Source organism: Pseudomonas sp. NFIX10, from assembly GCF_900111955.1.
Lineage (GTDB): Bacteria > Pseudomonadota > Gammaproteobacteria > Pseudomonadales > Pseudomonadaceae > Aquipseudomonas > Aquipseudomonas fluorescens_AA.
In genome coordinates, this window is sequence record NZ_FOKH01000006.1 from 25,997 (window position 1) to 50,284 (window position 24,288).

Below are 24,288 nucleotides of genomic sequence, written 5' to 3' on the forward strand. Positions count from 1 at the left end.
CGCTTCTTCTGCAGCGGATTCAGATCGCTGAACCCAAGGTGTTCGCTGGGGAGAACGCCTTGGTCATCTAAACCCAACACCCCAAACTACTTTCTTCAGCTCTTAACGTGAGAACAGCTATGAAGCTTGACCATCAACAGTCCTTGATCAACTTTTCCGAAGCTTTTCACCTGTCCAAACGCGAAACAACCAAGGGCAAAGATTATATTCCAGGCGGTTTCAGCAGACGCACCTTTGCTTTTGGGCCACATGCCATCTTTGTAGAAAAGGGTGATGCTCAATATATTCATACGATTGACGGAAAACGCTTACTCGATCTCAATAATAATTTTTCCACCAACGTACTCGGGCATAATCATCCTGCTGTCATTCAGGCAATCACGGACATGCTGCCGAATGGTTTCTCCTTCGGCAACCCGACAGATCATGAATTGGAACTGGCTAAATTAATTTGCGAACGCATTGAATCCATCGAGCAGGTTAAGTTCTCTTGCTCGGCGAGCGAGGCGTGTCTCAGTGCAGTGCGGATTGCAAGGGGTTACACCGGACGCAACAAGATCGCCAAGTTCGAAGGCGGATACCACGGCTTTACAGATGAGCTCGCGGTTTCCGCTCATCCAAACCCTGACAACTTTCCCGGTCCGGACTTCAACCCCAAAGCCCTTCCAGACTCTGACGGCATTCCAAGCTACAAAACCGAAAACGTCATCATTCTGGTGCAAAACAACTACGAAGCCTGCGAGAAAGTTCTACGTGGAAACGCAGAAGAGATCGCCTGCGTGATGATGGAACTGCAGGCCTGCGCCGGTGGCATCGTAGTGCTGGACAAAACGTTCGTTAAAAAAATTCGCGCGTTAACTGAAGAACTGGGCATTTTACTGATCGTCGACGAGACCGTCACTATGCGCGCGGCTTACAATGGCCTTCAAAGCGAATATCAGATCAAGCCTGACCTGACCGTGCTGGGCAAGATGATCGGCGGCGGCCTGCCTATCGGAGCAGTCGGCGGTAGCCGCAAAGTGTTCCGCGTGCTTGAAGATAACCAGGTAATGATCTCCGGCACCCATCATGGTCACCCGATGGCCTGCGCAGCCGGTATTGCATGTCTCAAAGCCATGGATGAAAAAGCCTATGGACGACTTAACGACATGTACACGAAGATCAAAACAGAACTGAACAGCTGGGCCGCGGAGCATAACTACCCCTTCATTATCTTCGGCGCATTCTCTGTATTCGCTTTTGCGTTTACCCGTGAAAGAGGTCAAGCGATTACCACGCATCGCGATTACTGGCACAAGATTGACGACAACAGTATGAGTATCTATGCACTGGAAATGGCCACTCGCGGTTACTTTCCGGTGCACCGTGGTCAGGTGGGTTTGACACTTCCTATGACTGACGACGACGTTAACGGCTATATCGAAACAACGAAAGACGTCGTTACACTCATCTACGGTAGTCACTGATACCCCTTTCCCAAGCCGGAATATTCATGCACTGGATAGCCCGGCTTATTTCTGTCCCCAATAAAAAATGGCCTGGAATTAAAATCGACCAGGCCATTTAACAACGCTCAATAATAAACTCCTCTACAGCATATGCGCCCGTCCACCGTCGTTACGATGCACCGTAGCGCTTGGAATCTCATTAAATAGCTTTTTGTACTCACTGGCAAACCGGCCTAAATGGTTAAATCCCCATTCAGTGGCGACGGTTGATATATTTGTACCTCGTCCACCATCCAGCAACTGCTTACGTACTTCCGCCAAGCGCAGCTTCTTCAGATAAGCCATTGGCGACATGCCCATATATTTACGAAATCCATCGAAAAGCTTAAATCTGGAGACGCCGGCTGCATGTTCAATATCTTCGAGACGAATATCTTCGCGGGCATTCGCATATATGAAGTCTTTGGCTTTAAGCAAAAAGCTAGGCAATTTCCCAATCAGACACTGGTGAATCTCATCGGTGTAATTATTCTTCTGAGCCAAGATCAAGCCCCTGACAAGGGAGGCCTCGATGCCCCTTGAAAATAGAGTTTGATCGAACATCGCCCCACCCGCCTCTTGCTCGGATACGAAATGGTTGATCAATCGCCACCAGGAAGCACTCGCCCCTATTTGTGCGTCCATTAGCGGATCGAAAGTGAGAGGGATTTCCACGGGACGTTTCAGGATTTCTTCAAGCGCAAGTCTCATGGTGACTCTCGGAATGACGACCGACAGTTTCTTGCAATCGCCCGCGATCGAAAGTTCCTGGTTATGAAAAGGCGAAATGATGACCCCCGTGCTCCTGCTGGAAGGGATACGACGCCCGAGGTAAATCAGCTCCTGCTCACCAGCAATCGGCAGGCTAAGGCTGTAGCTGTTCAACTGCTCAGAACCCGCGACGCCGATACGCACGTCGGCCCCATACTCCAAAGTACCCAGCTTCGTTGCATAGGAGCGAAACACTCTGGCGCTGTACCGGAATGAAACCCGCTCAGGTTGTGCACTCTCCAGACTGTGAGGGCCGCACACCTCCTCCATCCATGCTTGGGCACCTGCCATGTCACAGCAGTTGATCTGAATATCACTATGGGGAACAACATGCGACTCGGTCATAGCAAGGCACCACAATTATGGAAGACGATGCGCTCTTCAGCGCGTACCAAACTAGGAGCAAAACATATGCCACAGAGTTGATTACCGACTAACGCCAGCCAATTTGGACAGTATCATCCGACTGACTGGATAGTTTCGAATCTCTACATAAAAACTCCCATTTCGGACATCCTCATGCGCACCATTCATGGGCTTCATCATGCAAACTTGCACTCCTTGTTACCCGACAGACTTACCCAATGTAATGGGACGGCACCTTTCTACCCACCAGTAACACCCATACTGCTCGCCGTAACAAACCGTTGATTATCGTTCGCATTAATATGAGTTCTACATACAGATATCCGCTTCGAATTATTTAATCTCATTAAATGGCTCTAAGTCGTCAATAAATCGGATAGACCAATCAACGCATGCCGCCTCTAATAGGAACCCTGCATAACCGCACGATCGAGGATCTACCCCATGAATCGTTTGCGCGATATTAGTCAGTGGAAAGAATATATCGAGAGCTGCCTGGACTTTCGAAGCGAGGAAGGCGTCTATCGCATTGCGCGTGATATGTTCACGGAATCAGAACTTTTCGATCTGGAAATGGAACTGATTTTCGAAAAAAACTGGATCTATGCCTGCCATGAAAGCGAGATCCTGAAAAAACACGATTTCTTTACAATTCAAGCACTTATTATCACCCGTGATGGCGAGGGCAAGTTAAACGCCTTGATTAATACCTGCCAGCACCGTGGCCGCTACCTAGCCCCCAATTCAGGTACTGCCGATCGGGAGATAATTACTTCCCTGGGTTGTGTAGCTTTAAATCGTTAGCGGCAGCGGACGCCAAATTGAATTTATTGACTGCTAGTTATACACGCGGGTTTTTTATGTCCACCTTATCAGTAAAAATAGAAAGCGTTGAGGCGCTTACTCCCCGCATCCGGCGGTTGGTATTAGTTGCTCAAGACGGTAGCCGGCTTCCTGAATTTACGCCAGGAGCTCACCTCGAACTACACATCCCAGGTGATAGAAAGCAAAAGCGCGCCTACTCCATCGTGAATTTGTCGGCCGGCGACCACTATGAAATCGCCGTGCAACTTGATGATAAGAGCACAGGGGGATCCAAATGGGTGCATACACTTACTGAAGGTCAAATCATTGAAATAGAACCACCTCGCAATCATTTTTCACTGGTTGACGGGGCTAAACACATACTGCTGATAGCAGGTGGAGTCGGCATTACACCGATACTGAGCATGGGCCGCGCGCTGCTGGCGTCTAAACAGACATTCACCCTGCATTACGCCGGCCGCGATGCTACAAACATGGCTTATCTGGACGAAGTACAGTGCCTGGGCAATTGCCACTGCTGGATAAGCGGCGGGGACGCCAGCAAACGTTTCGCGGCATCCACTGTGTTAGCGACCCCTTCTGAAGGCACGCATCTGTATATATGCGGCCCTGTGGAAATGACCACCTCGGTCATACAAGTCGCTCGGGAACTTGGTTGGCCGGAAGATCACATCCATTACGAACTGTTCGCCGGTGCCCTTGAAGAGGATGGCGACCAGGCGTTCGAAGTAGAACTTCGCACTAGTGGCGTCACGCTTGCAGTGAACGCAGGCCAAACCTTATTGGACGTGATGATTGAGGCAGGCCTGGATCCGATGTTCGACTGCCGACGTGGTGATTGCGGTGTATGCGTAACGCAAGTGATCGAGGGCGAAGCCGATCACCGTGACATCTGCCTGTCTGATCGTGAGCGCTCCGGCGGAGCCTTCTGCACATGTGTTTCTCGTGCCAAAACTGCCAAGCTGGTACTTGACCTCTAATAATTAAAGGAGCGAACAATGATTCCGACCAATGAACAAATTGCCGATTTGATCCGGCCCGACAGCGTTCATAAAAGTGTGTACATCGACCCTGTTCTCTTTCAACTTGAAATGGAGCGAATTTATGGCCATGCCTGGATTTATGTAGGCCACGAGAGTCAAGTAAAGAACACTGGCGATTACCACACGACTCGAATCGGCGATCAGGATGTCGTGATGGTTCGTGCAACTGACGGCAAAGTAAACGTCCATTACAACCGCTGCGCTCACAAGGGTGCAAAGTTGGTGGCAGACGGTGATGGCAATGTCGGCAAATTTTTCCGATGCCCCTACCACGCCTGGACATTCAAGTTGAACGGTGCTCACCTGTCGGCGCCTCTGAAGAGCGGATTCGAGGGCACATGTTATGACCCGAAACATCCGGATTTTTCCATGACCAGTGTGGCGAGGGTTGATAGCTATCGCGGGTTCGTGTTCGCCAGTCAGGCGTCCTACGGCGAAGACCTGAAGACGTTCCTTGGCGGCGTCGTCAGTTCCATTGACAACATGTGCGACAGATCCCCGGTGGGTGAACTTGAAGTAGCGGGCGGTATTTTCCGCGTACAACAACGTTCCAATTGGAAAGTTTTCTACGAAAATCTCCACGACACCATGCATGCACGGGTGACCCACGAATCATCTGTCGATGCCGCTCGAGAACAAGCCGAAGCCATCGGCGAGATGCCGTTTGAACTGCTGATCATGGATGGCAATGGCGAGCCCTATGACTTCTGGGAAAAGCTGGAACTGCGCGCCTACCATAATGGCCATGGCTATATGGAGGCGATCTTCGATCCAGACGCCGCCGAGAAGGACGAAGTCTCGCGGGCGCACTTTGAATGTTTGAGCGAAGCCTACGGAGCGGACCGAGCTCGTGAAATCCTGGGCATGAACCGACATAACACCGTGATTTACGGCAGCGGATCGCCTCATACCGTCTTCATGCAATTCCGGGTTATACGCCCGGTTGCTGTCGATAAAACTATGGTGGAGATCCAGACGTTCCGCTGTAAAGGCGCCCCAGATGTGGTGTTCGATCGGGCGCTGACTTACGCCAACGTCATCAACTCCCCCTCTTCAAATGTCATGCCGGACGACGTTGAAGTGTATGCACGCTGCCAGGAGGGCAACATGACCCGAGGCGGCAACTGGATCGGCATGCACCGTTATGTCGGCACCGATACCATTCTTGAAGACGGTGCAGTCTCTATCAATGGCACCAGCGAACTGCCCATGCGTAATCAGTTTGCGGCCTGGAAAAAGTTCATGACCGGAACAATTATCGCAAAGGAGAGCAATAATGTTGCTTGACCGCACTTTCAACGTAAATACAACCGACCTGAAAACTACACGTGTCGAAGAAGCCACCCTTCGCTCGATCGAGCAATTTCTTTTTAAAGAAGCTCGCCTGCTGGATACCTGGAAGTTCTGGGAGTGGGACAAACTCTTCACCGATGATGGAATGTATTGGGTCCCGCAAAAGCACAGCCAAGTGAACCCGTTTGACCACATCTCCCTGTTCTGGGAAAACCGCATGTTGCGCGAGACACGCATTCGTCGCGTAGAGAATGCGCGTAACTGGTCACAACAACTACGAACTCAAACAACTCACTTGGTTGGGAACGTATGCATTGAAGGTCTGGACGAGGACGATAACTTGGTGGTCAGCGCGGTGTTCCAAGCCACGGAATGGCGTTTAGATCAACGTCAACTCGCTGGGCGTTACACCTACAAACTTGCAGGCAATAGGGCGGAGGGTTGGAAGATCAAGCTCAAACGTGTTGATCTTGTCAACTGCAATGATGTGTTTGCTAACCTAGAGGTATTCGTTTGATGACGCGGCCCATCGTTATCGCGCTCCATTATCAGAATGATGTCCTGCATCCGGAAGGACGTATAAAGGTAGGTCTGGACGAGGACGAGGTAGTTCGCGCGAATCTAATTTCCTCTGCAACGTCATTACTACGTGGCGCGCGAAACAACGGTTGGCCGATCATCCATGTGCGTGTTGCATATCGAGGTGATTACTCCGACTTGATCGATAACGCGCCGATATTAAAAAACGTAAAGAAGATAGGTGCCATGATTGACGGCACTTGGGGAGCCGAATTCATGGACGCCTTGTGCCCCCATGAAAACGGCGAGGAGTTCATCATTACCCACAAGCGGATCAACGCGTTTTACGGTACGCATGCGGAAGCACTTCTAAACATGCTTTCCGCGCGTACGCTGATCATTGCAGGTGTGGCAACTCACTCAGTCGTAGAAAGTACTGTAAGGCACGCAGTGGATTGCGGATATTACGTAATCGTTCCCGCGGACGCGTGCGCTGCCGCAGACCCCGCAGCGCATCAAGCGTCGCTTAAAAGCATGAGCCTAATCGCTGAAATTTCCAGCGTTGACCAATTGTTCAAGGTGCCATCATGAGTCTCGAAGGAAAAGTCGCAATCATCACCGGCAGCACCCAGGGGCTTGGTCTGGATATTGCCAAAGTCATGATAGCCCAAGGGGGGGAAGTCATGCTGGTCGGTCGCAATGCCAGTGCTGGAAAAGCGTTATGCGACGAGCTTGGTCCATGCGCTTCCTACACAGAGTGCGATGTGGAAAATGATGAAGATATTGATAAATGCATCGACAATACAATCGACCGATTCGGCAAAATCGATATCCTCGTCAACAACGCTTGTACCTACACCGATCGGGGCATCGACTCTTCCCGGGAAGATTGGCACAAAAGCCTGAACGTCAACGTTATCTCCGCCGCCATCTTCGTGCAAAAAGTATCTCCTCTTTTAAAGCCTGGCAGCACGATAGTGAACATCACCAGCACGGGTGGGAAATTCGGCACAGCCGGCCGTGCACTCTACCCTGCCTCTAAAGCCGCGATGCTTCAATTGACCAAGAATTTCGCCGTGAGCCTGGCGCCCAATGGTACTCGCGTGCTGAGCGTCTCGCCGGCGTGGACCTGGTCCCCGGCCGTAGCCAACCAAACAAATAACGATATAGCGCTCGCTGACCGCGTCGGCGCTGACTTCCACCCTCTAGGGCGTATCGGCCGAGGTGAGGAAGTCGGGAATGTGGTCGCTTTTCTCTGCACATCCGGCGCCTCTTGGATGACCGGCGTTGATATACCTGTAGATGGAGGTTTTTCCATACTGGGTCCAGACAGAGGTATATCGCCTCGCGTGTGGTTCCAGCGTCATTCCGATTCAGAATAGTATGATCTAGAGGAACATAAAATGGGCGAATTCATCGCTATCCAGCCCCAGGACAAAGCGCAATCATTTCGCGGTTATCTTGCTGTTCCCGCGAGCGGAAGAGGCCCGGGACTGGTTCTCGGTCAGGAAATTTTTGGCGTCAACGCAAACATGCGCGCCGTTGCAGACCTCTATGCTGAAGAGGGATACGTGGTATTGGTGCCCGACCTGTTTTGGAGAATGGAGCGGAACGTCGACCTCGGTTACACGGAACAGGACTTTGCAAAAGCGATCGATTTATTCCAGCGCATGGATCTGGATCTGGCTGTTCATGATATTTCTGCAAGCTTTGCCAAGCTCAAAACCCTGGACCAGGTCGAAGGCGATGGCTTCGGTTTCGTCGGCTTCTGCATGGGCGGCAAACTGGCGTATCTCACGGCCACACGCACCCAGGCTGCTTGCTCGGTCGGTTTCTATGGCATGGGTATCGAAAACTATCTCGACGAAGTGGATAGCATCCAGGGGCGACTGGTCCTTCATTTTGCCGAAAACGACGCTTACTGCGACGCCCACGCCCGCGCAGAAATCAGCTCAGCCTTGAAAGGCAGCAAGGGTTCGGAGATCTATGTCTATCCGAATGTCGACCACGCGTTCGCCCGTGTAGGCAGTGATCACTTCGATAAACCCGCCGCCCTCATGGCGCATGAAAGAACCATCGCAGCGTTGAAGCAAGAGATTGGTCCAAACTTCAACCTTTCGGATTTGTGGGACGAGCATGTAAAGCACGAATTCGATACTCGAGACGTTCCTGCAACGATGGCCACCATGGTCTCGGAGCCCTACGTCAACCACATCCCGACGATGACCGGTGGAGTTGGCAGCAAGCAGCTAAGCCGTTTTTATCAGCATCACTTTGTCCACGGAAACCCGCCGGACATGAAAATGATCCCCCTTTCCCGGACAGTGGGTGCGCTGCAGATCGTCGATGAATTCATCATGTGTTTTACCCACACTACGGAGATCGATTGGATGCTCCCGAACGTGGCGCCTACCGGAAAGTACGTCGAAATCCCCATGCTGGGCGTCGTCCGATTCAGAGGTGACAAGCTTTATCACGAGCATATTTACTGGGATCAGGCGAGTCTGCTTGTCCAGGTAGGTCTTCTTGACCCGACAGGTTTGCCTATCGCAGGCGCAATTACTGCGCAGAAGCTTCTGGATGAGGCACTTCCTTCGAATACGCTGATGAATAATTGGAAGAATAGCGAAGCATTGTAACACGCCGCTGGGCACTCCCTGAGAACGCCCCCCCAGCCCCATGTCCAGCTCGACACTTCGAGAATATTTTTTCGCGCAAACTTGACTCATAGGTGTGCTGCAATGACCGACTTATCCATAAAAGACCTAAAAATTTACTATCCTTATATCAACGGTAGATCCTGGCAAAGCGACGACCAACCGGAACAGGTCGTGATTAACCCCTACACCCAAAAAGCAATTGCACGTGTGAAACTTGCGACGGCAGCAGATATCGATAGCGCTATCGCCTCAGCATTCGAGGCGCAAAAAGCCTGGGGAAAGACCCTCGCCAAGGAGCGCGAGGCAATTCTCTGTCGTGCTGCGGATATCATTGAGCGTCGACGCGGCGACATTGCGAAAATCCTCATCGAGGAAAGTGGCAATGTGTTTGGCAAGGCCATGTTCGAATGCGACTACATGGTGAGCACATTCCGCATCGCGGCAGGACAGGCACGCGATATCCGCGGCGAAACCATGCCTGCCGACAGCGCAGGTCGTATCTCGATGTCTATCCGGCAGCCGCTGGGTGTGATTGCAGGCGTTGGTCCATTTAACGCACCGCTGCTCTTGAACGGGAAAAAGCTCGCCCCAGCCTTGGCCGCCGGGAACGCGTTCCTCATGAAGCCTGCCCCGCAAACTCCACTGATTGGTTTGCTCTTCGCTGAGATTCTGGAAGAAGCTGGCGTCCCACCAGGCGTGTTCAGCGTGCTGCCCACTACCAATGAAGCGCTCGGTGACAAGTTCTTTTCAGACAAACGCGTGAAAATGATGACCTTCACGGGGTCGGCGAAAGTCGGTCAGTACCTGTCCGAGTTGGCTGGCAAGTTTCAGAAGCGAATTGTTCTGGAACTTGGCGGCAAGAGTCCCATCGTCATTCTCAATGATGCGAAGTTGGACTATGCCGTCAACGCCGCTGCTTTCGGGATCTTCTTTAGCCAGGGCCAGGTGTGCATGGCCAACTCCCGGATCATTGTCGAAGAAGGCATTTATGAGGAATTTTGCACCGCGTTCGTTAAAAAAGTCCGCTCCATTCGCTGTGGGGACCCTGCAGACCCCACCACGATAGTGGGTCCACTGATAAGCGCCAACCAGTGCGAATTCATCCGTGGTCAGATCGACGACGCCATTGCCAAAGGTGCAACTCTGCTGACGGGTGGTGAGTATCTCGGAAACCTGTTCCAACCCGCCGTATTGACCGATGTCACGCGGTCGATGGCTGTCTATGACGAAGAGAGCTTCGGACCGTTGGTTTCCATATACAAGGCCAAAGACTTCGAACACGCCATTGAGCTGGCAAACGATACTTCCTACGGTCTTTCTTCGGGCATCGTAACAAACGATCTTCAGAAGGCATTTGACTTCGCACTTCGTATCGAAGCTGGTTCGGTACATATCAATGATAATTCTTTTGACGACGACCCAAATGCGCCTTTCGGAGGATTCAAGGATAGCGGTCATGGTAAGGAAAATGGTCGTTACTCAATCCACGACATGACCGAGCTTAAGTGGATAACTTTACAACTGGGTGAGCGTGCCTTCCCTATCTGATGAGCAATAATAATGGCCCCACACCTGTGGTGTTGGGGCCATTGTATCAATCCGCCCCTTGACTGGAGACGGATCCCAATGGAATTCAGAAGACGAAAACCTTCTATCGCCCAAAGATGTAAGCGTCCGCCGAAGTCACCTTGCATGACTCAGGCAGATACCCACTGATGCGGTAGCAGTTGATCAATCTCACTCGCCCGCTGCGTGGACAGAGCCGTATCAGCACATCTTTCAGATACGCATACGGATCATGCCCATTCATACGTGCCGACTGGATCAAACTCATGTTAGCCGCCACCCGTTTGCCGCTGCGTAGTGAGCCTGCAAATAGCCAGTTCGAGCGTCCCGGAGCCCACGGTCTGATCTAATTTTCGACTGGATTGTTGTCGATGGGCACAGCCCCACCATCGAGGAAGCGCGTCAGCGCTACCCAGCGTTCAAGGCTGTAGAAGGCTTTGGCCGTCGCTGATCCGTTGGGCACAAGATCGCGCTGGATGCGGCGTAGGCGTTCCGGGACTCCTGACGGTAAAGAGGTAGGTGGTCAGCAAACTTGGTGGCTTTTGGCCTTTCCTGCTCTGCCCGGTTGCGCACTGAGCGCCGATGAGATCCTCCCAGTTTCCGTAAGAAGGACTTCCCGACGTGCACAGGGTCTCCGAATTACTCCTGAGGCAACGTCATAGGCGTGAGCGGATTGCTCAAGGTCGCCAACCATTCAGCGTTCGCCAAAGCCGTAAAATTATGTTTTATAAAATAACATCGAACAAAACGGAAAAATGCATCACAAAACACCGCAAAAAAAATGAGTATCACACTAAAAACGACATAATAATGTCAAAAAACGACGACCTTCTAACTATAGGTTGTATATTACGTCAATTCTTTTTATAAAAAGAAATAGATTGCACGGAGATAGATATGTCTGAGAATCGTCGTTTCGACACACATCGGGAGTCCGCTGCAGGCCGAGCGGACGTAGAGGATACGCCCGAGCTGGTAGCTTATTACGCGGAGCTGGACCGCCTTAATACCGGTGCGTTGTGGACCATTGCAAACAAGATCGAACCGTGGGAGCCCAAGTCGGCTTCAGTCCCGGTCATTTGGCACTATGCGGATCTGCGAGAGCATGTGCTGCGCTCTGTCGATCTCGTTACTCCCGAAAAAGCAGGTCGTCGAGTGATCTACCTAAACAACCCTGGACGCAAGGATGTATCCGCAGCAGTCGGATGGCTCTATTCCGGCCTGCAGGTAATGCACCCTGGCGAAGCCGCTTCGGCACACGCCCATTCAGCCTCCGCACTTCGTTTCATCATGGAGGGATCCGGGGCTTACACCATTGTCGATGGCCACAAAATAACCTTAGGCGCAAACGACTTCGTCATTACCCCTAACGGCACCTGGCACGAACACGGCGTTGAAGCTGATGGCAGGACCTGCATCTGGCAAGACGGCCTCGATATTCCATTGGTAAACGCATTTGAGGCTGGTTTCTACGCGGTTCATCCCGACTTGAAGCAAAAAGTCATTGCGCCGGTGGATGACTCGGTGAGTATCTGGGGGGGCGCCGGTATCCGGCCGTCCTTCACAAAATGGGATAAGCCTTATTCGCCGCTATTCAAGTACAGCTGGCAAGACACCTATCAAGCTCTGGTGACGTACGCCGAGAAGGTAGCGCCCGACCAGTTCGACTGCCACATCATGCAGTACACAAACCCGGCGACGGGTGGCCATGTAATGCCAACCATAGGCGCAAGTATGCAGCGACTGATGCCAGGCTTTCGTGGCAAGGCACACCAGCATACTGGAAGCTTCGTGTACCAGGTCGCCAAAGGTCGTGGCTACTCCATCATTAATGGCCAGCGCTTTGATTGGCAAGAGCGCGATATCTTCTGCGTCCCATCTTGGGCTGTGCATGAACACGTAAATACCTCCGATTCTGATGACGCCTGCCTGTTCAGCTTCAACGACCTACCGGCCATTCAGGCTCTCGGCCTGTACCGTGAAAAGCCGTTCAAAGTGAACGACGGCTATCAAGCGACCACTACTTATTGAGCAATAGGGAGTTCGAATATGCGTCTCGTAACATTTCGTGCAGATGTAAATGCTGCTTCGCGCCTGGGCGCAGTGGTAGGTGATCAGGTGGTCGACCTGAACAAGCTTGCCGCTGCTGCCGGTAGTGTATTACCCGACAACATGCTCGATTTCATAGATCTCGGTCCAAGCGCTGTAAAATCTACCAGCCAGCTTCTGGCCAGTTATGAAGGAGCGTTCCCTATCGGCGTCGCTGTGCCTCTGGCCAACGTGAAATTTCTGGCCCCGATTCCACGACCGCGGAAAAACATCTTCGGGATCGGTTTGAACTACGTCGAGCACGTGGCGGAATCGAGCAAGTCGCTGGATACGTCCAAAGAGCTGCCAAAAGAGCCTGTCATCTTCTCAAAGCCGCCAACTACTATCATCGGCCCGGGCGATGCTGTTGAACACAACGCGAGGATTACCCAGCAACTGGATTGGGAAGTCGAGCTGGCAGTAGTGATTGGTACGCGTGGCAAAGGCGTGCTCGAAACTAATGCGCTTGATTACGTGTTTGGGTACAGCGTCCTGAACGACATAAGTGCCCGTGATTGCCGACGCGCCGGTCAGTGGATTTATTCCAAAGGCCAAGATACCTACGCCCCATTTGGTCCGATGATCGTTACTGCCGATGAAGTCCCAGACCCACATAACCTAGACCTTAGCTTGAAGGTCAACGGAGTGGTCAAGCAGTCATCCAATACTCGTCACATGTTGTTCAAGATTCCGAAGCTGATCGCGGATATCAGCGCAGGCATCACGCTGGAGCCAGGTGACATCATCGCTACCGGCACGCCAGAGGGTGTAGGCGCAGGTCGCACGCCACAAGAATGGGTCTGGCCGGGCGACGTCATGGAAGCTGAGGTTCAATCGATAGGCTGCCTGCGTAATCCAGTCGTCGCCGCATAGTGAGGCACATCATGTTGGACTTACCTGTTTTTAAGGCTGCAGCGGTACAAGCGTCGCCAGTCTTTTTGAATACTGACGCCACAATTACGAAAGCCTGTGAACTCATTGCTGAGGCGGCCAGAAACGGCGCGAAACTCGTCGCATTTCCTGAAGTATTCGTGTCGGCTTACCCCTACTGGAGTTGGCTTGCCAATCCTTTATTAGGCAGTCCGTGGTTCGAGAAGCTATGTAAGTCCGCCATAGAGATCCCAAGCGCGGAATTTTCACGGCTACAACAGGCCGCAAAAGACAACGCCATCAATGTAGTGATCGGCTTGAATGAGCGCAGTCCCCAAGGAATCGCCACTATTTACAACACCGTGGTGACGATCGCCGATGACGGTCGGCTGCTTGGGCGTCATAGGAAGCTAGTACCCACATGGGCGGAGAAGCTAACGTGGTCTAACGGTGATGCTTCGAGCCTGCGTGTCCATAAGACCAGCGTCGGCCCTCTGGGAACTCTGGCCTGTGGCGAAAACACCAATACGCTTGCTCGCTTCAGCTTGTTGGCTCAGGGAGAGCTAGTACACGTGGCGTCCTATATTTCGCTGCCGGTCGCTCCTCCCGACTATGACATGGCTGAAGCTATCAAGCTCCGAGCTGCCGCGCACTCGTTCGAAGGAAAGGTGTTCACCATCGTATCTTGCTCAACGATTTCCGAAGAGATCATTGAAGCCATGAGCGAAATCAGCCCGAACGCGCGCGAAACGCTGAGTAGAAAAAACAGCGCCTTTAGCGGGGTGCTTGGCCCAGACGGCCGCGTGATCGGCACCCCCCTCATCGATGAAGAGGGGATTGTATACACCGACATCGACCTGTCGCGCTGCATCCAACCTCGACAAATGCATGACATCACAGGCGGGTACAACCGTTTCGACATTTTCGATTTGAAGGTGAACCGTCAAGCACTCACGTCAGCGCGATTTGATGATCCAGTTGAATCCCCTATCGCAGCCCACAGCGATTTCAGTTGGCCTGAGCAATCAGGAAAGGAAACAGCGAACCATGAGTAAGCTCCACTACCGAATCGGACAGATTGTTCCTTCATCGAACACCACGATGGAAACCGAAATCCCGGCAATTTTGCGTGTACGTGAGGCCGTCGAGCCCGAGCGTTTCACGTTCCATTCCAGCCGCATGCGAATGAAGCACGTTACAAAAGAAGAGCTGGCTCTGATGGACAAGGACAGCGACCGCTGTGCATTGGAACTCTCTGATGCTCGCGTCGACGTTCTGGGGTACGCCTGCCTCGTCGCAATCATGAGCATGGGCATGGGGTACCATCGGGTATCAGAAAAACGCTTACACCAGCAGACCGTTTCCAACGGTGGAGCGGCGCCAGTCGTGACCAGCGCCGGAGCACTTGTCGACGGATTGAAAGCGCTCAACGCCAAGCGCGTATCGATTCTTACGCCGTATATGAAGCCGCTTACCAACCTCGTCATTCAGTACCTGGAAAATGAAGGTATCGAGGTCGTAGATAGCATCTCGCTTGAAATCTCCGACAACTTGGAGGTTGGTCTCCAGGATCCGTGGGCTCCAGCAGAAATTACCAAGCGGCTGCGCACCAACGGCGTGGATGCGATCGTTGGTTCAGCTTGCGTTCAGATGCCATCGCTTCCGTCGATTCGACTGATCGAAGATCGTACCGGAATCCCGGTGATTTCGTCAGCTGTAGCGACTACCTACATGATGCTCAAGCAATTGGGGCTCAAAACGGCTGCGCCCGGGTTCGGATCACTGCTATCAGGCCGCTACTAAGCTGCTTTGCGGAGCGAGCGATAGTAGTATCGGGAAATTTTAGCGGATCCTCAAAAAGGGCAAGCGATGGACCATAACGATACGACCTCAACATTGTCACTTGTCCCCGCTACTGACCAAGCAGTGAGTGAAATGACGCTTGGAGTTAAAGCTCATGCAATGATTCGAAACGATATCATTGCAGGGTTTTATAAACCGGGCCAAGCGCTGCGCTTGGAAGTGTTAAAAGAGCGGTATGGGATTAGCTTTTCACCCATCCGCGAAGCACTTAATCGTCTTCAAGCAGAAAAGTTGGTCGTAACCTCTTCATCCAGAGGATTTAAAGTTAAGCCAATTTCCATTGCCGAAATGTGGGATGCAATTAACACCCGAATCCTCATTGAGAGCGAAGCCTTGAGGTTATCAATTGCGAAGGGGGAGAAAAACTGGCAGCTGCAGTTAATGCAAGCCTATCATGCATTGCGTTTGACGCAGCGGGAGCGGCCTGAGGCTGGATGTATGTCCGATGAATGCTACGAGCGACTTGAGCCAAAGCATTGTGAATTTCATAAGGCATTAATTTCCGGTTGCAACTCCGAATGGTTGATGGGCTATGCCAGCCAATTGTATAGGCACACCGAACGGTACCGCAGACCGAGCCTGACTCAAGTAGGTCGACGAATGGGTAGAGATATTGATGCGGAACATCTTGCGTTGGTTGATGCAGCCTTAGCCGGAGACAACAAACTAGCCTGCGACTTGTTGGCCAACCACTATCGAGAAACGGGTTTCTGGATACAAGACATTCTAGAGCGTCAGCAGGGTACTGCTGACGTAGAAGTAGACTGATGGAGTATTACAGTTACAAGCCAGACAAAGGGCAGGGCTTTGCACACCATCCAATGCCATCTAGCGTTGGGCCCCGCCCTATAGGCTGGATTTCAACCAGCAAGAAGATCGGCCAAGTGAATCTAGCCCCCTACAGGTAGGAAAATATACCTTACCTTACCTTACCTTACCTGAATGAAGTGCGCACTCTATGTTGGCTCACAGAAAACCGAACCGCCAGAGTTAGAAAGCCAGCTCATCGCCGAAGAAATGAAGGCACTGGGACTGGAGGGCGACACGCCAAGCGATACGGTGGCCACACTGGTCGCTCAGGTCAGGCAGCTTCGGGCGGAGCTGAAAAGAACCATAAGCGAAAACGAGCTTCGCACGGGTGCACCCGAATCGTTGGGCCAATTCGCAGACGTCATCGAGCAACGCATTCAACTCGCGTTGGAGAATGAACGTATGCGTCCGGCCAAGTCATCTACCCAGCCCCGCAAAGCCAAGACATGGTGTGCACTTAAATTTTAAGTGGGCACCAGTTCTAGCCTTTTAAGTGGGTATTTCATGCAGCCAACACGCCGTTCCTACTCCAAGTCCTTTAAAGCCCAAGTCATTCAAGAGTGTGCCCAGCCCGGTGCTTCGATTGCCAGCATCGCTTTCAGCCATAACCTCAATGCAAACCTTGTCCACAAATGGATTCGGCTGCATGCGCAGAAAAGCACAGCGCTGCAACCTGCCTTTATCCCGTTGCCAGTGCCGCTGGCCGGGGCAAAATCCCACGCATCATCATCGAATATCTGCATTGAAATACAGCATACGCGCGGCACCGTAAAAGTGAGCTGGCCCACTGAAAATGCTGCTGCCTGCGCGACCTTTCTTCGAGACCTTTTGCGATGATTCGCATCGACTCCATCTGGCTCGCCACCGAGCCGATGGACATGCGCGCAGGCACCGCGACGGCGTTAGCCAGGGTTATTGCGGTGTTCGGTGCGGCGCAGCCGCACTGTGCTTATCTGTTCGCCAACCGCCGCGCCAATCGCATGAAAGTGCTGGTGCATGACGGCTTCGGAATATGGCTGGCGGCGCGCCGGTTAAACCAAGGCAAGTTCCACTGGCCTGGCGTTCGCCACGGTTCTGAGATGGAGCTGGATACCGAGCAATTTCAGGCGTTAGTGCTGGGTCTGCCATGGCAACGCGCAGGTTCTGGAGGCTCGATCACACTGCTTTAATGGCTGCCATTAGCCTATCGATCTATCGCCGGGAATTGCCTGCTCTGGCAAAATCCGGCGCATGACTTCTTCTCCCAATCTCGACCAAATGTCCCCCGACCAACTGCGTGCTTTGGCAGCGCAGTTGCTGTCGCAAGTCGACACGATGGGCAAGAAAATCACCGGTGACCAAACAGTCATCGAGAAACTGACCTTCGAGATCGCTCAGCTCAAGCGTTTGAAGTTTGCCAAACGCAGCGAGCAGATGAATCCCGAGCAGGCCAGTTTGCTCGATGACCTGATCGATACCGATATCGCCGCGATTGAAGCAGAGCTTCAGGCCTTGCAAGCAGTGACAGCGGCAGCCCAGAAAAAGCAGAAGCCCAAGCGCACCGCATTACCGGCAGAGTTTCCACGCACGCTGATCCATCACGAACCGGACAACACTCACTGTCCATGCGGCTGCGTCCTCAAGCGCATCGGCGAGGACGTCAGCGAGAAACTGGACTACACGCCCGGCGTATTTACCGTTGAACGCCATGTACGTGGCAAATGGGTTTGTGATGACTGCGAAACGCTGATCCAGGCACCCATTCCGGCTCAGGTCATTGATAAGGGCATCCCGACTTCGGGCCTGCTCGCCCACGTCATGATCGCCAAGTTTGCCGACCACCTGCCGCTTTACCGTCAGGAATCGATCTTCGGTCGAGCGGGCTTGGCGATTCCACGCTCCACCCTGGCTCAATGGGTCGGTGTGACTGGGGTTCAGTTGCAGCCGCTGGTTGATGCGCTGCGCGACGTGGTGCTCGGGCAGCAGGTTATTCATGCCGATGAAACTCCGGTGCAGATGCTCATGCCGGGAGCGAAGAAAACCCACCGTTCTTATGTTTGGGCCTACGCCACCACCCAGTTCTCGGACGTGGCGGCGGTGGTTTACGACTTCAGCCCCAGCCGCGCCGGAGAGCACGCTCGCAACTTCCTGAATGACTGGAAGGGCAGGCTAGTCTGCGATGATTTTGGCGGCTACAAGGCCAGCTTCGAACTCGGCGTGACCGAGATTGGGTGCATGGCTCATGCGCGGCGTAAGTTCTTCGAACTGCACGCTACTAATAAAAGCACGCTTGCTGAGCAAGCACTACGTTACATCCAGTTGTTGTACGAAATCGAGAGCGAAGTCCGCGACATGGAACCGAATTTACGGCGCCGAATACGGCAGGAAAAGGCCGTCCCGATAGTGAACATGCTGCATACCTGGATGAGCGCTCAGCGCGATCTTGTGCCCGAAGGCTCAGCCATCAGCAGAGCACTCGATTACAGCCTGAAACGCTGGGCAGCGCTGTCGCGCTACCTCGATGACGGGGCTGTACCCATTGATAATAATTGGGCGGAAAACCAGATACGACCATGGGCTCTTGGACGTAAGAACTGGCTCTTTGCAGGGTCGTTACGCAGCGGAAAACGGGCGGCAGCGATCATGAGTTTGATCCAGTCTGCGCGCATGAATGGTCATGATCCGTATGCCTATCTGAAGGATGTGCTGACGCGGCTGCCAACACAGCGGGACAGTCAAATCGACCAGTTGCTACCACATCAGTGGATGCCTGCCTGATCTGCGCAAGGTATGTTCCCTAACTGCTTACCGCTACTACCCTCTTACTAAGAACTTTCTGTCCCTTAGCATTTCCAGCGCTCAACCATCAAGTCAATGAAGCCCCGAACCTTCGGTGGTAAATGCCGCTTGCTTGGATAGATGGCTTGAACTGGCACATCTTCCGTGCCGTACGCCTGAAGCAATTGCTTCAGGCGGCCATCCTCAAGGTAGTTAGCCGCTAGGAACGTAGGCAGGTAAGCGAGACCTAAGCCTAGGAGAGCTGCATCTCGAATTGCCTCTGCGCTGTCCAGCCTTAGCCGACTGTTCGGACTGACCTTTAGCCACTCGCCGCTTGCTTCTTGTAATCGCCAAGGTTGACGCTTCATACGGCTGCTAAACACCAGACATTCGTGATGGAGAAGATCATCCGCAGTTTGAGGAATTCCATAAGCTTGGACGTAAGCGGGAGCGGCACAAATGACTGCGCGATGATGGGCCACCGTGCGAGATACAAGGCTGGTATCGGTTGCATGGTTACCAATGCGCACCGCGAGATCGAAGCCTTCGTCAACGATATCTACCACCCTGTCTGAGAAGCTTGCATCGACCTGAACATCGGGCCACAGCCGTTGATACTCGGCCAGCAATGGAAGTACCAACAATCGGCCAAGCGCATCAGGCAGACTAATGCGCAGATTACCTCTTGGTGCACCTACCTTCTGACCCACACTCTCTTGGGCTTCTTCCAAATTGCTGAAGATCTGAATGCAGTGCTGGTAGAACAATTGACCGTCATCCGTGATGCTCATGTTTCTCGTCGTGCGATTGAGGAGCCGCACACCAAGATGGGTTTCAAGGCGAGTAATTGCCTTACCTGCTGCCGAGCGTGTCAGCCCGAGCGACCGGCCACCAGCAACGAAACTTCCGGTCTCGACCACGGCCATGAACGCGCTCATTTCATCTAGATTCAAACGACTCATAAGCAACTCCACGCGGAACCACAGAGGGGAAATCTGTTCGTTAATGAGAAGGATACACTGGAACCACGATCGCCAATCCTGATGCATTGCATCGGAATCTCATTTGAGGAACTACGCATGTCCTTCTCCACCCCTGTTCAGGCCCGTCTCGACGCCTGGGTTGCATCCGCCGCTGACTTTGGGCCCTTTCTTCTAGGGCAGGAAACGAACACTACCCTTGATGAGCAACGCAAAGCTTACGAACGGGTGTTGTCCACGCATCCGGTTCCCGCAGGCGTAACCTGTCATGACGTCGATATGGGCGGTGTACCCGGCAAGGTTGTGGTGCCCGATGAACTTGAGGGCAATCGGATTCTTCTCTACATCCATGGCGGAGGTTATGTGGGCGGTAGCCCGACTGGATATCTAGGTCTGGCTGGGCACTTCGCGAAACTACTCGGAGCAACAGTCTTTCTGCCGGACTATCGCCTGGCGCCTGAATATCCATTCCCGGCACCCATCGATGACACACTGGCGTCCTATCGATGGCTGCTCGACCAAGGTCACGATCCCAAGTCCATAGTGTTCTCAGGCGATTCCGCTGGAGGTGCAATGGTCGTATCGGTGATGGTCAAGGCCCGCAACGCAGGCTTACCGTTACCAGCGGGTGGAGCAGCTTTGTCCCCTTGGGCAAATCTGGAGCACACTGGCGCGTCCATCGACAACCGTGACGGCCTGGATCCGCAAGCATCACGTCTGGGCCTTACGTTGCTGGCCAAAGCGTTTCTCAATGGCGCGCTGCCCAATGATCCCGATGCATCGCCTGTCTTCGCTGACGTCAGAGGCTTGCCACCCATCCTTGTGCAAATAGGTGAAAACGAAGTGATGCTCAGTGACGCTATGCGGCTCGCTACCCATTTGGGAGAAAACCGAGTGCGTGTGTCATTGGAAGTCTGGCCGAGGATGTTTCATGTCTGGCATATGTTCGCAGCAATCTTGCCGGAAGGGATGCAGGCTGTTAAAAATGCTGCCCTGTTTCTGGATCAAGCAATACGAGAGAGTCATCCTAGCTAAGCTTTCAAGAGGTAAGGGTAGGTAACGCTGTAGCCACTTGCGTATCACGTTGGAGCTGATGCCGTGGCTGATGGTGGCGCTGGAAAGCTCTGCTCCCGGTTGAGACATTCCAGAACGACCTGGGCCTTGAAGGGTTTTGAGTAAGAGCTTCGTTGGAGCATGAAAATCCTGGCGATAAGGGTGATCGCGTCCGCTTAAAAATAGGCAGACAACATCGCCCTTAATGCTGGAGTTCGGTAGGTGTGTTCACCGGGCGCTTACCCAGCATCGCCATGCAGTTGGTTAGAAGCCCTGACGGCCTCGTCTGTTCCATGGATACGCGCTTTAAGTGAACAGCATTTTTAGCTCACGCAAGCGCGATCGCCATGCGTCAACGGAACTCAAAGCCGTTCAAAAATCCCAGGTCGTCCAAGAAGGCCTGCAATCATTCAGCGCCGCCATACCTGCCCCTCCGCACTGACCACCCAGGGCGTCTTGCCGGCAGCTAAATGCACCCCACCCACCCAACGCTCCGGCGGCTGTTGGTCGAGCCAATGTGCCTGTCCGGTTAGAACCCTGTCACCTAGCTCCGTCAACTGTAGAAGTCGTTGCGGCCAGGTGTTTCCCTGCCCTTCGCGCAATAGCGGCTGGGGCACATCGATCAATGGCCGCAGCAATGCATGGAACATCAAGTCGCCCAAGTACGGTAGCGGCTCATCGTGCTGCATTAATTGGGCGAACACCCGACCTGCAGGCAGCTCGCCATGCTCTCCCAGGATACGCAGCACCAGACGCTCGGTCAGACTCAGGCCGTCGTCTACGCCCGGAAGCTCCTGTAATTGCCGTGCTAGGGCGGGCCCCAGCAGCGGCAAGGCCGGATGCTGCTGGCCCGCCAACTGCGCCCATTGGCGCGGATCCGGCGCGGTATACGCGGCCCACGTCTGGCGCGCCAGCGCCAGCGCGTCGTCCCCCAACGAGCGGCGTTGTGGCCAGAGCCAGGCGAGCAGGTCTGGCGCCAACTGACCGATACCAATAAACCGTTCAACTCCCGGCACCTGGGCAATTTCGATCAGTTCGAGTCGGCGCGGTCGGCTGGAGAGGCTTGCCAGCAGACGGATCAGGAACAACTGGTCATAGGCGTCGGCTTCGCACCAGAGTACCACTTCGCTATCGGCATGAAGTTGCGCCAATGCCGACCGCTGTGTGGCCTGTGCGATATCACTGGCGGCAAGGCCGAACGCCTGTTGCGCATAGGCGCTGCGCACCTGCCAGTACTCAGGCTCCGGTAATGTAGGCACTGGCCCCATCACCATCGGGTCGTCGAACATGTGAAACGCGCCTTGGAAGCCAGCAGTGCGCAAGCTGTGCTCGATATCGTTGCCGCACCGCCAGTGCTGTACTGCGGTCTCGTCATCAGCAACGAAACCCGGGTGGCGCGCGGCGAAGGCCACTGCATCGGCGTGGGCCCTGAGCTTGGGCCAACTGGCGAAGCCGGCGTCGCGGGCTACCAGCCACTGGGTGTCAGCGAGACAGTAAGCGGGACCAGGCAAGCCGAGCGCGCAAAGTTGTGCGCGAGCTTCGCTGGCCTGGTTATCTTTCAACGCCGTCAACAAGCGCTTGGCGCGTTTACGCAAGGTGGGTAGATCGAGGCGGCCGTGATGGCGGGAAGTATTAATGGCGGGCATGCCAACTCCTTGTCTGGCTCGGTCCGCCCGCAAGCCGGGAGTTGGAAAAAGAAAATAAGTAAAACGAGCCTGGGTTGCCCCTTCGCGCGGACCGCGGGCGCAGCGAACGCCTAAGACCGGACTCTAGCGTTAAGCGCGGAGTGAGGCAACGCTCGCCCACAAAAAACTCCGTTGGTGCGTATGGCGGAACAAGGGTAAGTGAACGGGTATTACGCCTTGCCGGTGGATACCCAGTTGTGCGGCAGCAGCTCGGCCAGAGCGCTGGCCTTCTGCGTCGGCAGCCGTGTCAGCACAACAACATCAATACATCATCACCAAAAACACATCCTCGCCAATTTTTGTGCCAATGGTATCCGTCAGGCCAAGTCATCGTAAGCGTCCCGTAATCACAACTTGCCGCATCGCGCCCAGCGGACGCTACACACCGTCCAGTAGGCGTTTGGCGAGCATCGATACGGCTTGGACCGGCGAAGTCAGGGCCGTGTCTATCGTAAACGGTGCTTCAGCCCACGCTTCATATTCGTGATCCAACACAGATTGCCAGGTTGGAGGAGTCAGCCCCGAAATATCACCCAGCCTTGTCTCTACACGACGCTGATGTTCATTTTTGTCCGAGCAAATCACTTCAATATTCATCAACCGAACACCAGCCCTTGAGGCGATTTCGCTCCAGGCCAATCGGCTTTCGATCACTGGATTTACACCGTCAACGATGACGGTACGTCCTAGATCAAGATTACTCAGCGCAAGCTCATTAGCGACCATGTAACCACTGCGCCCTACATCTCGAGCAAGTGCGCCGGAGTTTCGTATCGCTTGCTCAATAGTATCGATCCGCAGGTAGAGGCCGCCTATCGTATCGACCAGCCCTTTGGCAATAGTGGTTTTTCCGGTGCCAGGAAGACCGCTGAATACGATAAGCATTATCTGTCCTTTACTATGAGTTAACTCAATACTGACCTTGGCCAGTTATGCGGCAGTTGCCCAATCTCACTCATCCGCTGCTCATTCGGCCCCGTAGGGCTCGAGCTTCTTGTAATGAGGTGTAATTGTCTCTGTCTATCGCTCAGCATAGGATGATCCCAAGAAGGAGCGGTCCGACGTTTAGCACAGCGCATCAAACGTTTAGACATCTTACAGGCAAAAAAAGCCACTCATCTGAGTGGCTTTTTTCTGAACCTTGGAGCGGGAAACGAGTCATGCATTATATCGCTAACTCATTGATTCACAGCCACTTTTTTCGATGCCATGATTAGCGAAGGCCTGAACTGCAGCCTTGTTTTTCGATCCCGGCAACAGCTTCTTCCAAAGACTTCCATCAATGTTCAAGGACAGCCATCCACACATCGCACAGAACACAGCCCCAAGCACACCGAGCGAAATCCAGCAAATCATTTACCATGCCCGTAGAGTGGCTGACACTTGCGCAGATTTGGGTAGCTAACGTCCTTTCTCGATCCTCAAGATTCTCGGCCTGACGAAGTAGATTCCCGACATAAGCACGGCGCCTAGGGAGAGCGAAGGTCGTGGCCCATAGCCCCCCAGACTGTCTTTCGGGTAGTTTAAACAGCCCGGCCATACGTCGCGATCGATTCCACCAGCGCTTGGTCTATAGCCTCGTTGAATCGAATCATGTCTATTCGCGCCCCCTTCTTCAAATACAGGTCTCAGGAGTTGCGATGTCGCTACTG

The 24,288-nt window shown here is 53.4% G+C and carries 22 protein-coding genes and 2 pseudogenes; 19 read left to right on the forward strand and 5 right to left on the reverse strand.

Features of this window, described 5'->3' with window-relative positions; genetic code table 11:
• Positions 1 to 119: 119 nt before the first annotated feature.
• Complete coding sequence (locus tag BM321_RS07280; RefSeq protein ID WP_092442032.1) at positions 120 to 1,466, forward strand: aspartate aminotransferase family protein; 1,347 nt, start codon at positions 120 to 122, stop codon at positions 1,464 to 1,466.
• Between the two features lie 123 nt (positions 1,467 to 1,589).
• Here BM321_RS07280 and BM321_RS07285 read toward each other — a convergent pair whose 3' ends face one another.
• Complete coding sequence (locus BM321_RS07285) at positions 1,590 to 2,603, reverse strand: AraC family transcriptional regulator (RefSeq protein WP_092442033.1); 1,014 nt, start codon at positions 2,601 to 2,603, stop codon at positions 1,590 to 1,592.
• Positions 2,604 to 3,068: 465 nt separating this feature from the next.
• Between BM321_RS07285 and BM321_RS07290 the strand changes: the two are divergent.
• The 8 genes and pseudogenes from BM321_RS07290 to BM321_RS07325 all read left to right on the forward strand — a co-directional run.
• Positions 3,069 to 3,359 (forward strand): annotated as a pseudogene (locus tag BM321_RS07290) (Rieske 2Fe-2S domain-containing protein); the annotation flags it as partial.
• 86 nt (positions 3,360 to 3,445) lie between these two features.
• Positions 3,446 to 4,429 (forward strand): PDR/VanB family oxidoreductase, encoded by a 984-nt coding sequence (locus BM321_RS07295; RefSeq protein ID WP_256573386.1) that lies wholly within the window; start codon positions 3,446 to 3,448, stop codon positions 4,427 to 4,429.
• An 18-nt stretch (positions 4,430 to 4,447) separates the two neighbouring features.
• Entirely contained in the window at positions 4,448 to 5,779 is a 1,332-nt protein-coding gene (locus BM321_RS07300) for an aromatic ring-hydroxylating dioxygenase subunit alpha (RefSeq protein ID WP_092442035.1), read from the forward strand.
• Positions 5,769 to 6,302 carry an aromatic-ring-hydroxylating dioxygenase subunit beta gene (locus tag BM321_RS07305; protein WP_092442036.1) on the forward strand — a complete coding sequence of 178 codons (534 nt, stop codon included), beginning with the start codon at positions 5,769 to 5,771 and terminating at the stop codon, positions 6,300 to 6,302. Before BM321_RS07300 ends, BM321_RS07305 begins: the two co-directional genes overlap by 11 nt.
• On the forward strand, positions 6,302 to 6,895 hold the full coding sequence (locus BM321_RS07310; RefSeq protein WP_092442037.1) for a cysteine hydrolase family protein: 594 nt from the start codon (positions 6,302 to 6,304) through the stop codon (positions 6,893 to 6,895). Before BM321_RS07305 ends, BM321_RS07310 begins: the two co-directional genes overlap by 1 nt.
• The gene (locus tag BM321_RS07315; protein WP_092442038.1) at positions 6,892 to 7,686 is read left to right on the forward strand and encodes an SDR family oxidoreductase; all 795 of its coding nucleotides are present in this window, start codon (positions 6,892 to 6,894) and stop codon (positions 7,684 to 7,686) included. Before BM321_RS07310 ends, BM321_RS07315 begins: the two co-directional genes overlap by 4 nt.
• Positions 7,687 to 7,707: 21 nt before the next feature.
• A complete protein-coding gene (locus BM321_RS07320; RefSeq protein ID WP_092442039.1) occupies positions 7,708 to 8,943 on the forward strand; it encodes a dienelactone hydrolase family protein in 1,236 nt (411 codons plus the stop codon).
• A 102-nt stretch (positions 8,944 to 9,045) separates the two neighbouring features.
• Entirely contained in the window at positions 9,046 to 10,512 is a 1,467-nt protein-coding gene (locus tag BM321_RS07325; protein WP_092442040.1) for an aldehyde dehydrogenase family protein, read from the forward strand.
• 149 nt (positions 10,513 to 10,661) lie between these two features.
• Here the strand turns inward: BM321_RS07325 and BM321_RS07330 are convergent.
• A pseudogene (locus BM321_RS07330) lies at positions 10,662 to 11,005 on the reverse strand (transposase domain-containing protein); the annotation flags it as partial.
• Between the two features lie 422 nt (positions 11,006 to 11,427).
• Here BM321_RS07330 and BM321_RS07335 point away from each other — a divergent pair.
• From BM321_RS07335 to BM321_RS07375, 9 genes are all read left to right on the forward strand, one after another.
• A complete protein-coding gene (locus BM321_RS07335; protein ID WP_092442041.1) occupies positions 11,428 to 12,561 on the forward strand; it encodes a cupin domain-containing protein in 1,134 nt (377 codons plus the stop codon).
• 18 nt (positions 12,562 to 12,579) lie between these two features.
• A complete protein-coding gene (locus tag BM321_RS07340; protein ID WP_092442042.1) occupies positions 12,580 to 13,491 on the forward strand; it encodes a fumarylacetoacetate hydrolase family protein in 912 nt (303 codons plus the stop codon).
• A gap of 11 nt (positions 13,492 to 13,502) precedes the next feature.
• Positions 13,503 to 14,543, forward strand: coding sequence for a carbon-nitrogen hydrolase family protein (locus BM321_RS07345; protein WP_092442043.1), 1,041 nt, complete (start codon positions 13,503 to 13,505; stop codon positions 14,541 to 14,543).
• Positions 14,536 to 15,291 carry a maleate cis-trans isomerase family protein gene (locus BM321_RS07350; protein WP_092442044.1) on the forward strand — a complete coding sequence of 252 codons (756 nt, stop codon included), beginning with the start codon at positions 14,536 to 14,538 and terminating at the stop codon, positions 15,289 to 15,291. The genes BM321_RS07345 and BM321_RS07350 overlap by 8 nt, the downstream gene beginning before the upstream one ends.
• Positions 15,292 to 15,357: 66 nt before the next feature.
• Positions 15,358 to 16,119, forward strand: coding sequence for a GntR family transcriptional regulator (locus BM321_RS07355; protein ID WP_092442045.1), 762 nt, complete (start codon positions 15,358 to 15,360; stop codon positions 16,117 to 16,119).
• A 174-nt stretch (positions 16,120 to 16,293) separates the two neighbouring features.
• The gene (locus BM321_RS30470) at positions 16,294 to 16,629 is read left to right on the forward strand and encodes a hypothetical protein (RefSeq protein ID WP_092442046.1); all 336 of its coding nucleotides are present in this window, start codon (positions 16,294 to 16,296) and stop codon (positions 16,627 to 16,629) included.
• Between the two features lie 36 nt (positions 16,630 to 16,665).
• Entirely contained in the window at positions 16,666 to 16,998 is a 333-nt protein-coding gene (locus BM321_RS07365) for an IS66-like element accessory protein TnpA (RefSeq protein WP_256573387.1), read from the forward strand.
• Positions 16,995 to 17,330 (forward strand): IS66 family insertion sequence element accessory protein TnpB, encoded by a 336-nt coding sequence (gene tnpB / locus BM321_RS30785; protein WP_092442048.1) that lies wholly within the window; start codon positions 16,995 to 16,997, stop codon positions 17,328 to 17,330. Before BM321_RS07365 ends, tnpB begins: the two co-directional genes overlap by 4 nt.
• 61 nt (positions 17,331 to 17,391) lie before the next feature.
• Positions 17,392 to 18,918: an IS66 family transposase gene (locus tag BM321_RS07375; protein WP_092442049.1), complete on the forward strand. Its 1,527-nt coding sequence runs from the start codon at positions 17,392 to 17,394 to the stop codon at positions 18,916 to 18,918.
• A 65-nt stretch (positions 18,919 to 18,983) separates the two neighbouring features.
• Here BM321_RS07375 and BM321_RS07380 read toward each other — a convergent pair whose 3' ends face one another.
• Positions 18,984 to 19,880 (reverse strand): LysR family transcriptional regulator, encoded by an 897-nt coding sequence (locus BM321_RS07380; RefSeq protein WP_092442167.1) that lies wholly within the window; start codon positions 19,878 to 19,880, stop codon positions 18,984 to 18,986.
• 117 nt (positions 19,881 to 19,997) lie between these two features.
• Here BM321_RS07380 and BM321_RS07385 point away from each other — a divergent pair, with 117 nt between their 5' ends.
• Entirely contained in the window at positions 19,998 to 20,933 is a 936-nt protein-coding gene (locus BM321_RS07385; protein ID WP_092442050.1) for an alpha/beta hydrolase, read from the forward strand.
• Positions 20,934 to 21,361: 428 nt separating this feature from the next.
• Here BM321_RS07385 and BM321_RS07390 read toward each other — a convergent pair whose 3' ends face one another.
• Both BM321_RS07390 and BM321_RS07395 read right to left on the reverse strand, forming a co-directional pair.
• Entirely contained in the window at positions 21,362 to 22,597 is a 1,236-nt protein-coding gene (locus BM321_RS07390) for a DUF1835 domain-containing protein (protein WP_092442051.1), read from the reverse strand.
• A 417-nt stretch (positions 22,598 to 23,014) separates the two neighbouring features.
• A complete protein-coding gene (locus BM321_RS07395) occupies positions 23,015 to 23,521 on the reverse strand; it encodes a P-loop nucleotide/nucleoside kinase family protein (protein WP_092442052.1) in 507 nt (168 codons plus the stop codon).
• Between the last annotated feature and the right edge of the window lie 767 nt (positions 23,522 to 24,288).

Excerpts from the sequence above, each read along its gene's own strand:
- BM321_RS07280 (WP_092442032.1), top strand. The coding sequence starts at position 120 with ATGAAGCTTGACCATCAACAGTCCTTGATCAACTTTTCCGAAGCTTTT.
- BM321_RS07285 (WP_092442033.1), bottom strand. The coding sequence starts at position 2,603 with ATGACCGAGTCGCATGTTGTTCCCCATAGTGATATTCAGATCAACTGC.
- BM321_RS07300 (WP_092442035.1), top strand. The coding sequence starts at position 4,448 with ATGATTCCGACCAATGAACAAATTGCCGATTTGATCCGGCCCGACAGC.
- BM321_RS07305 (WP_092442036.1), top strand. The coding sequence starts at position 5,769 with ATGTTGCTTGACCGCACTTTCAACGTAAATACAACCGACCTGAAAACT.
- BM321_RS07310 (WP_092442037.1), top strand. The coding sequence starts at position 6,302 with ATGACGCGGCCCATCGTTATCGCGCTCCATTATCAGAATGATGTCCTG.
- BM321_RS07315 (WP_092442038.1), top strand. The coding sequence starts at position 6,892 with ATGAGTCTCGAAGGAAAAGTCGCAATCATCACCGGCAGCACCCAGGGG.
- BM321_RS07320 (WP_092442039.1), top strand. The coding sequence starts at position 7,708 with ATGGGCGAATTCATCGCTATCCAGCCCCAGGACAAAGCGCAATCATTT.
- BM321_RS07325 (WP_092442040.1), top strand. The coding sequence starts at position 9,046 with ATGACCGACTTATCCATAAAAGACCTAAAAATTTACTATCCTTATATC.
- BM321_RS07335 (WP_092442041.1), top strand. The coding sequence starts at position 11,428 with ATGTCTGAGAATCGTCGTTTCGACACACATCGGGAGTCCGCTGCAGGC.
- BM321_RS07340 (WP_092442042.1), top strand. The coding sequence starts at position 12,580 with ATGCGTCTCGTAACATTTCGTGCAGATGTAAATGCTGCTTCGCGCCTG.
- BM321_RS07345 (WP_092442043.1), top strand. The coding sequence starts at position 13,503 with ATGTTGGACTTACCTGTTTTTAAGGCTGCAGCGGTACAAGCGTCGCCA.
- BM321_RS07350 (WP_092442044.1), top strand. The coding sequence starts at position 14,536 with ATGAGTAAGCTCCACTACCGAATCGGACAGATTGTTCCTTCATCGAAC.
- BM321_RS07355 (WP_092442045.1), top strand. The coding sequence starts at position 15,358 with ATGGACCATAACGATACGACCTCAACATTGTCACTTGTCCCCGCTACT.
- BM321_RS30470 (WP_092442046.1), top strand. The coding sequence starts at position 16,294 with ATGAAGTGCGCACTCTATGTTGGCTCACAGAAAACCGAACCGCCAGAG.
- BM321_RS07365 (WP_256573387.1), top strand. The coding sequence starts at position 16,666 with ATGCAGCCAACACGCCGTTCCTACTCCAAGTCCTTTAAAGCCCAAGTC.
- tnpB (WP_092442048.1), top strand. The coding sequence starts at position 16,995 with ATGATTCGCATCGACTCCATCTGGCTCGCCACCGAGCCGATGGACATG.
- BM321_RS07375 (WP_092442049.1), top strand. The coding sequence starts at position 17,392 with ATGACTTCTTCTCCCAATCTCGACCAAATGTCCCCCGACCAACTGCGT.
- BM321_RS07380 (WP_092442167.1), bottom strand. The coding sequence starts at position 19,880 with ATGAGTCGTTTGAATCTAGATGAAATGAGCGCGTTCATGGCCGTGGTC.
- BM321_RS07385 (WP_092442050.1), top strand. The coding sequence starts at position 19,998 with ATGTCCTTCTCCACCCCTGTTCAGGCCCGTCTCGACGCCTGGGTTGCA.
- BM321_RS07390 (WP_092442051.1), bottom strand. The coding sequence starts at position 22,597 with ATGCCCGCCATTAATACTTCCCGCCATCACGGCCGCCTCGATCTACCC.
- BM321_RS07395 (WP_092442052.1), bottom strand. The coding sequence starts at position 23,521 with ATGCTTATCGTATTCAGCGGTCTTCCTGGCACCGGAAAAACCACTATT.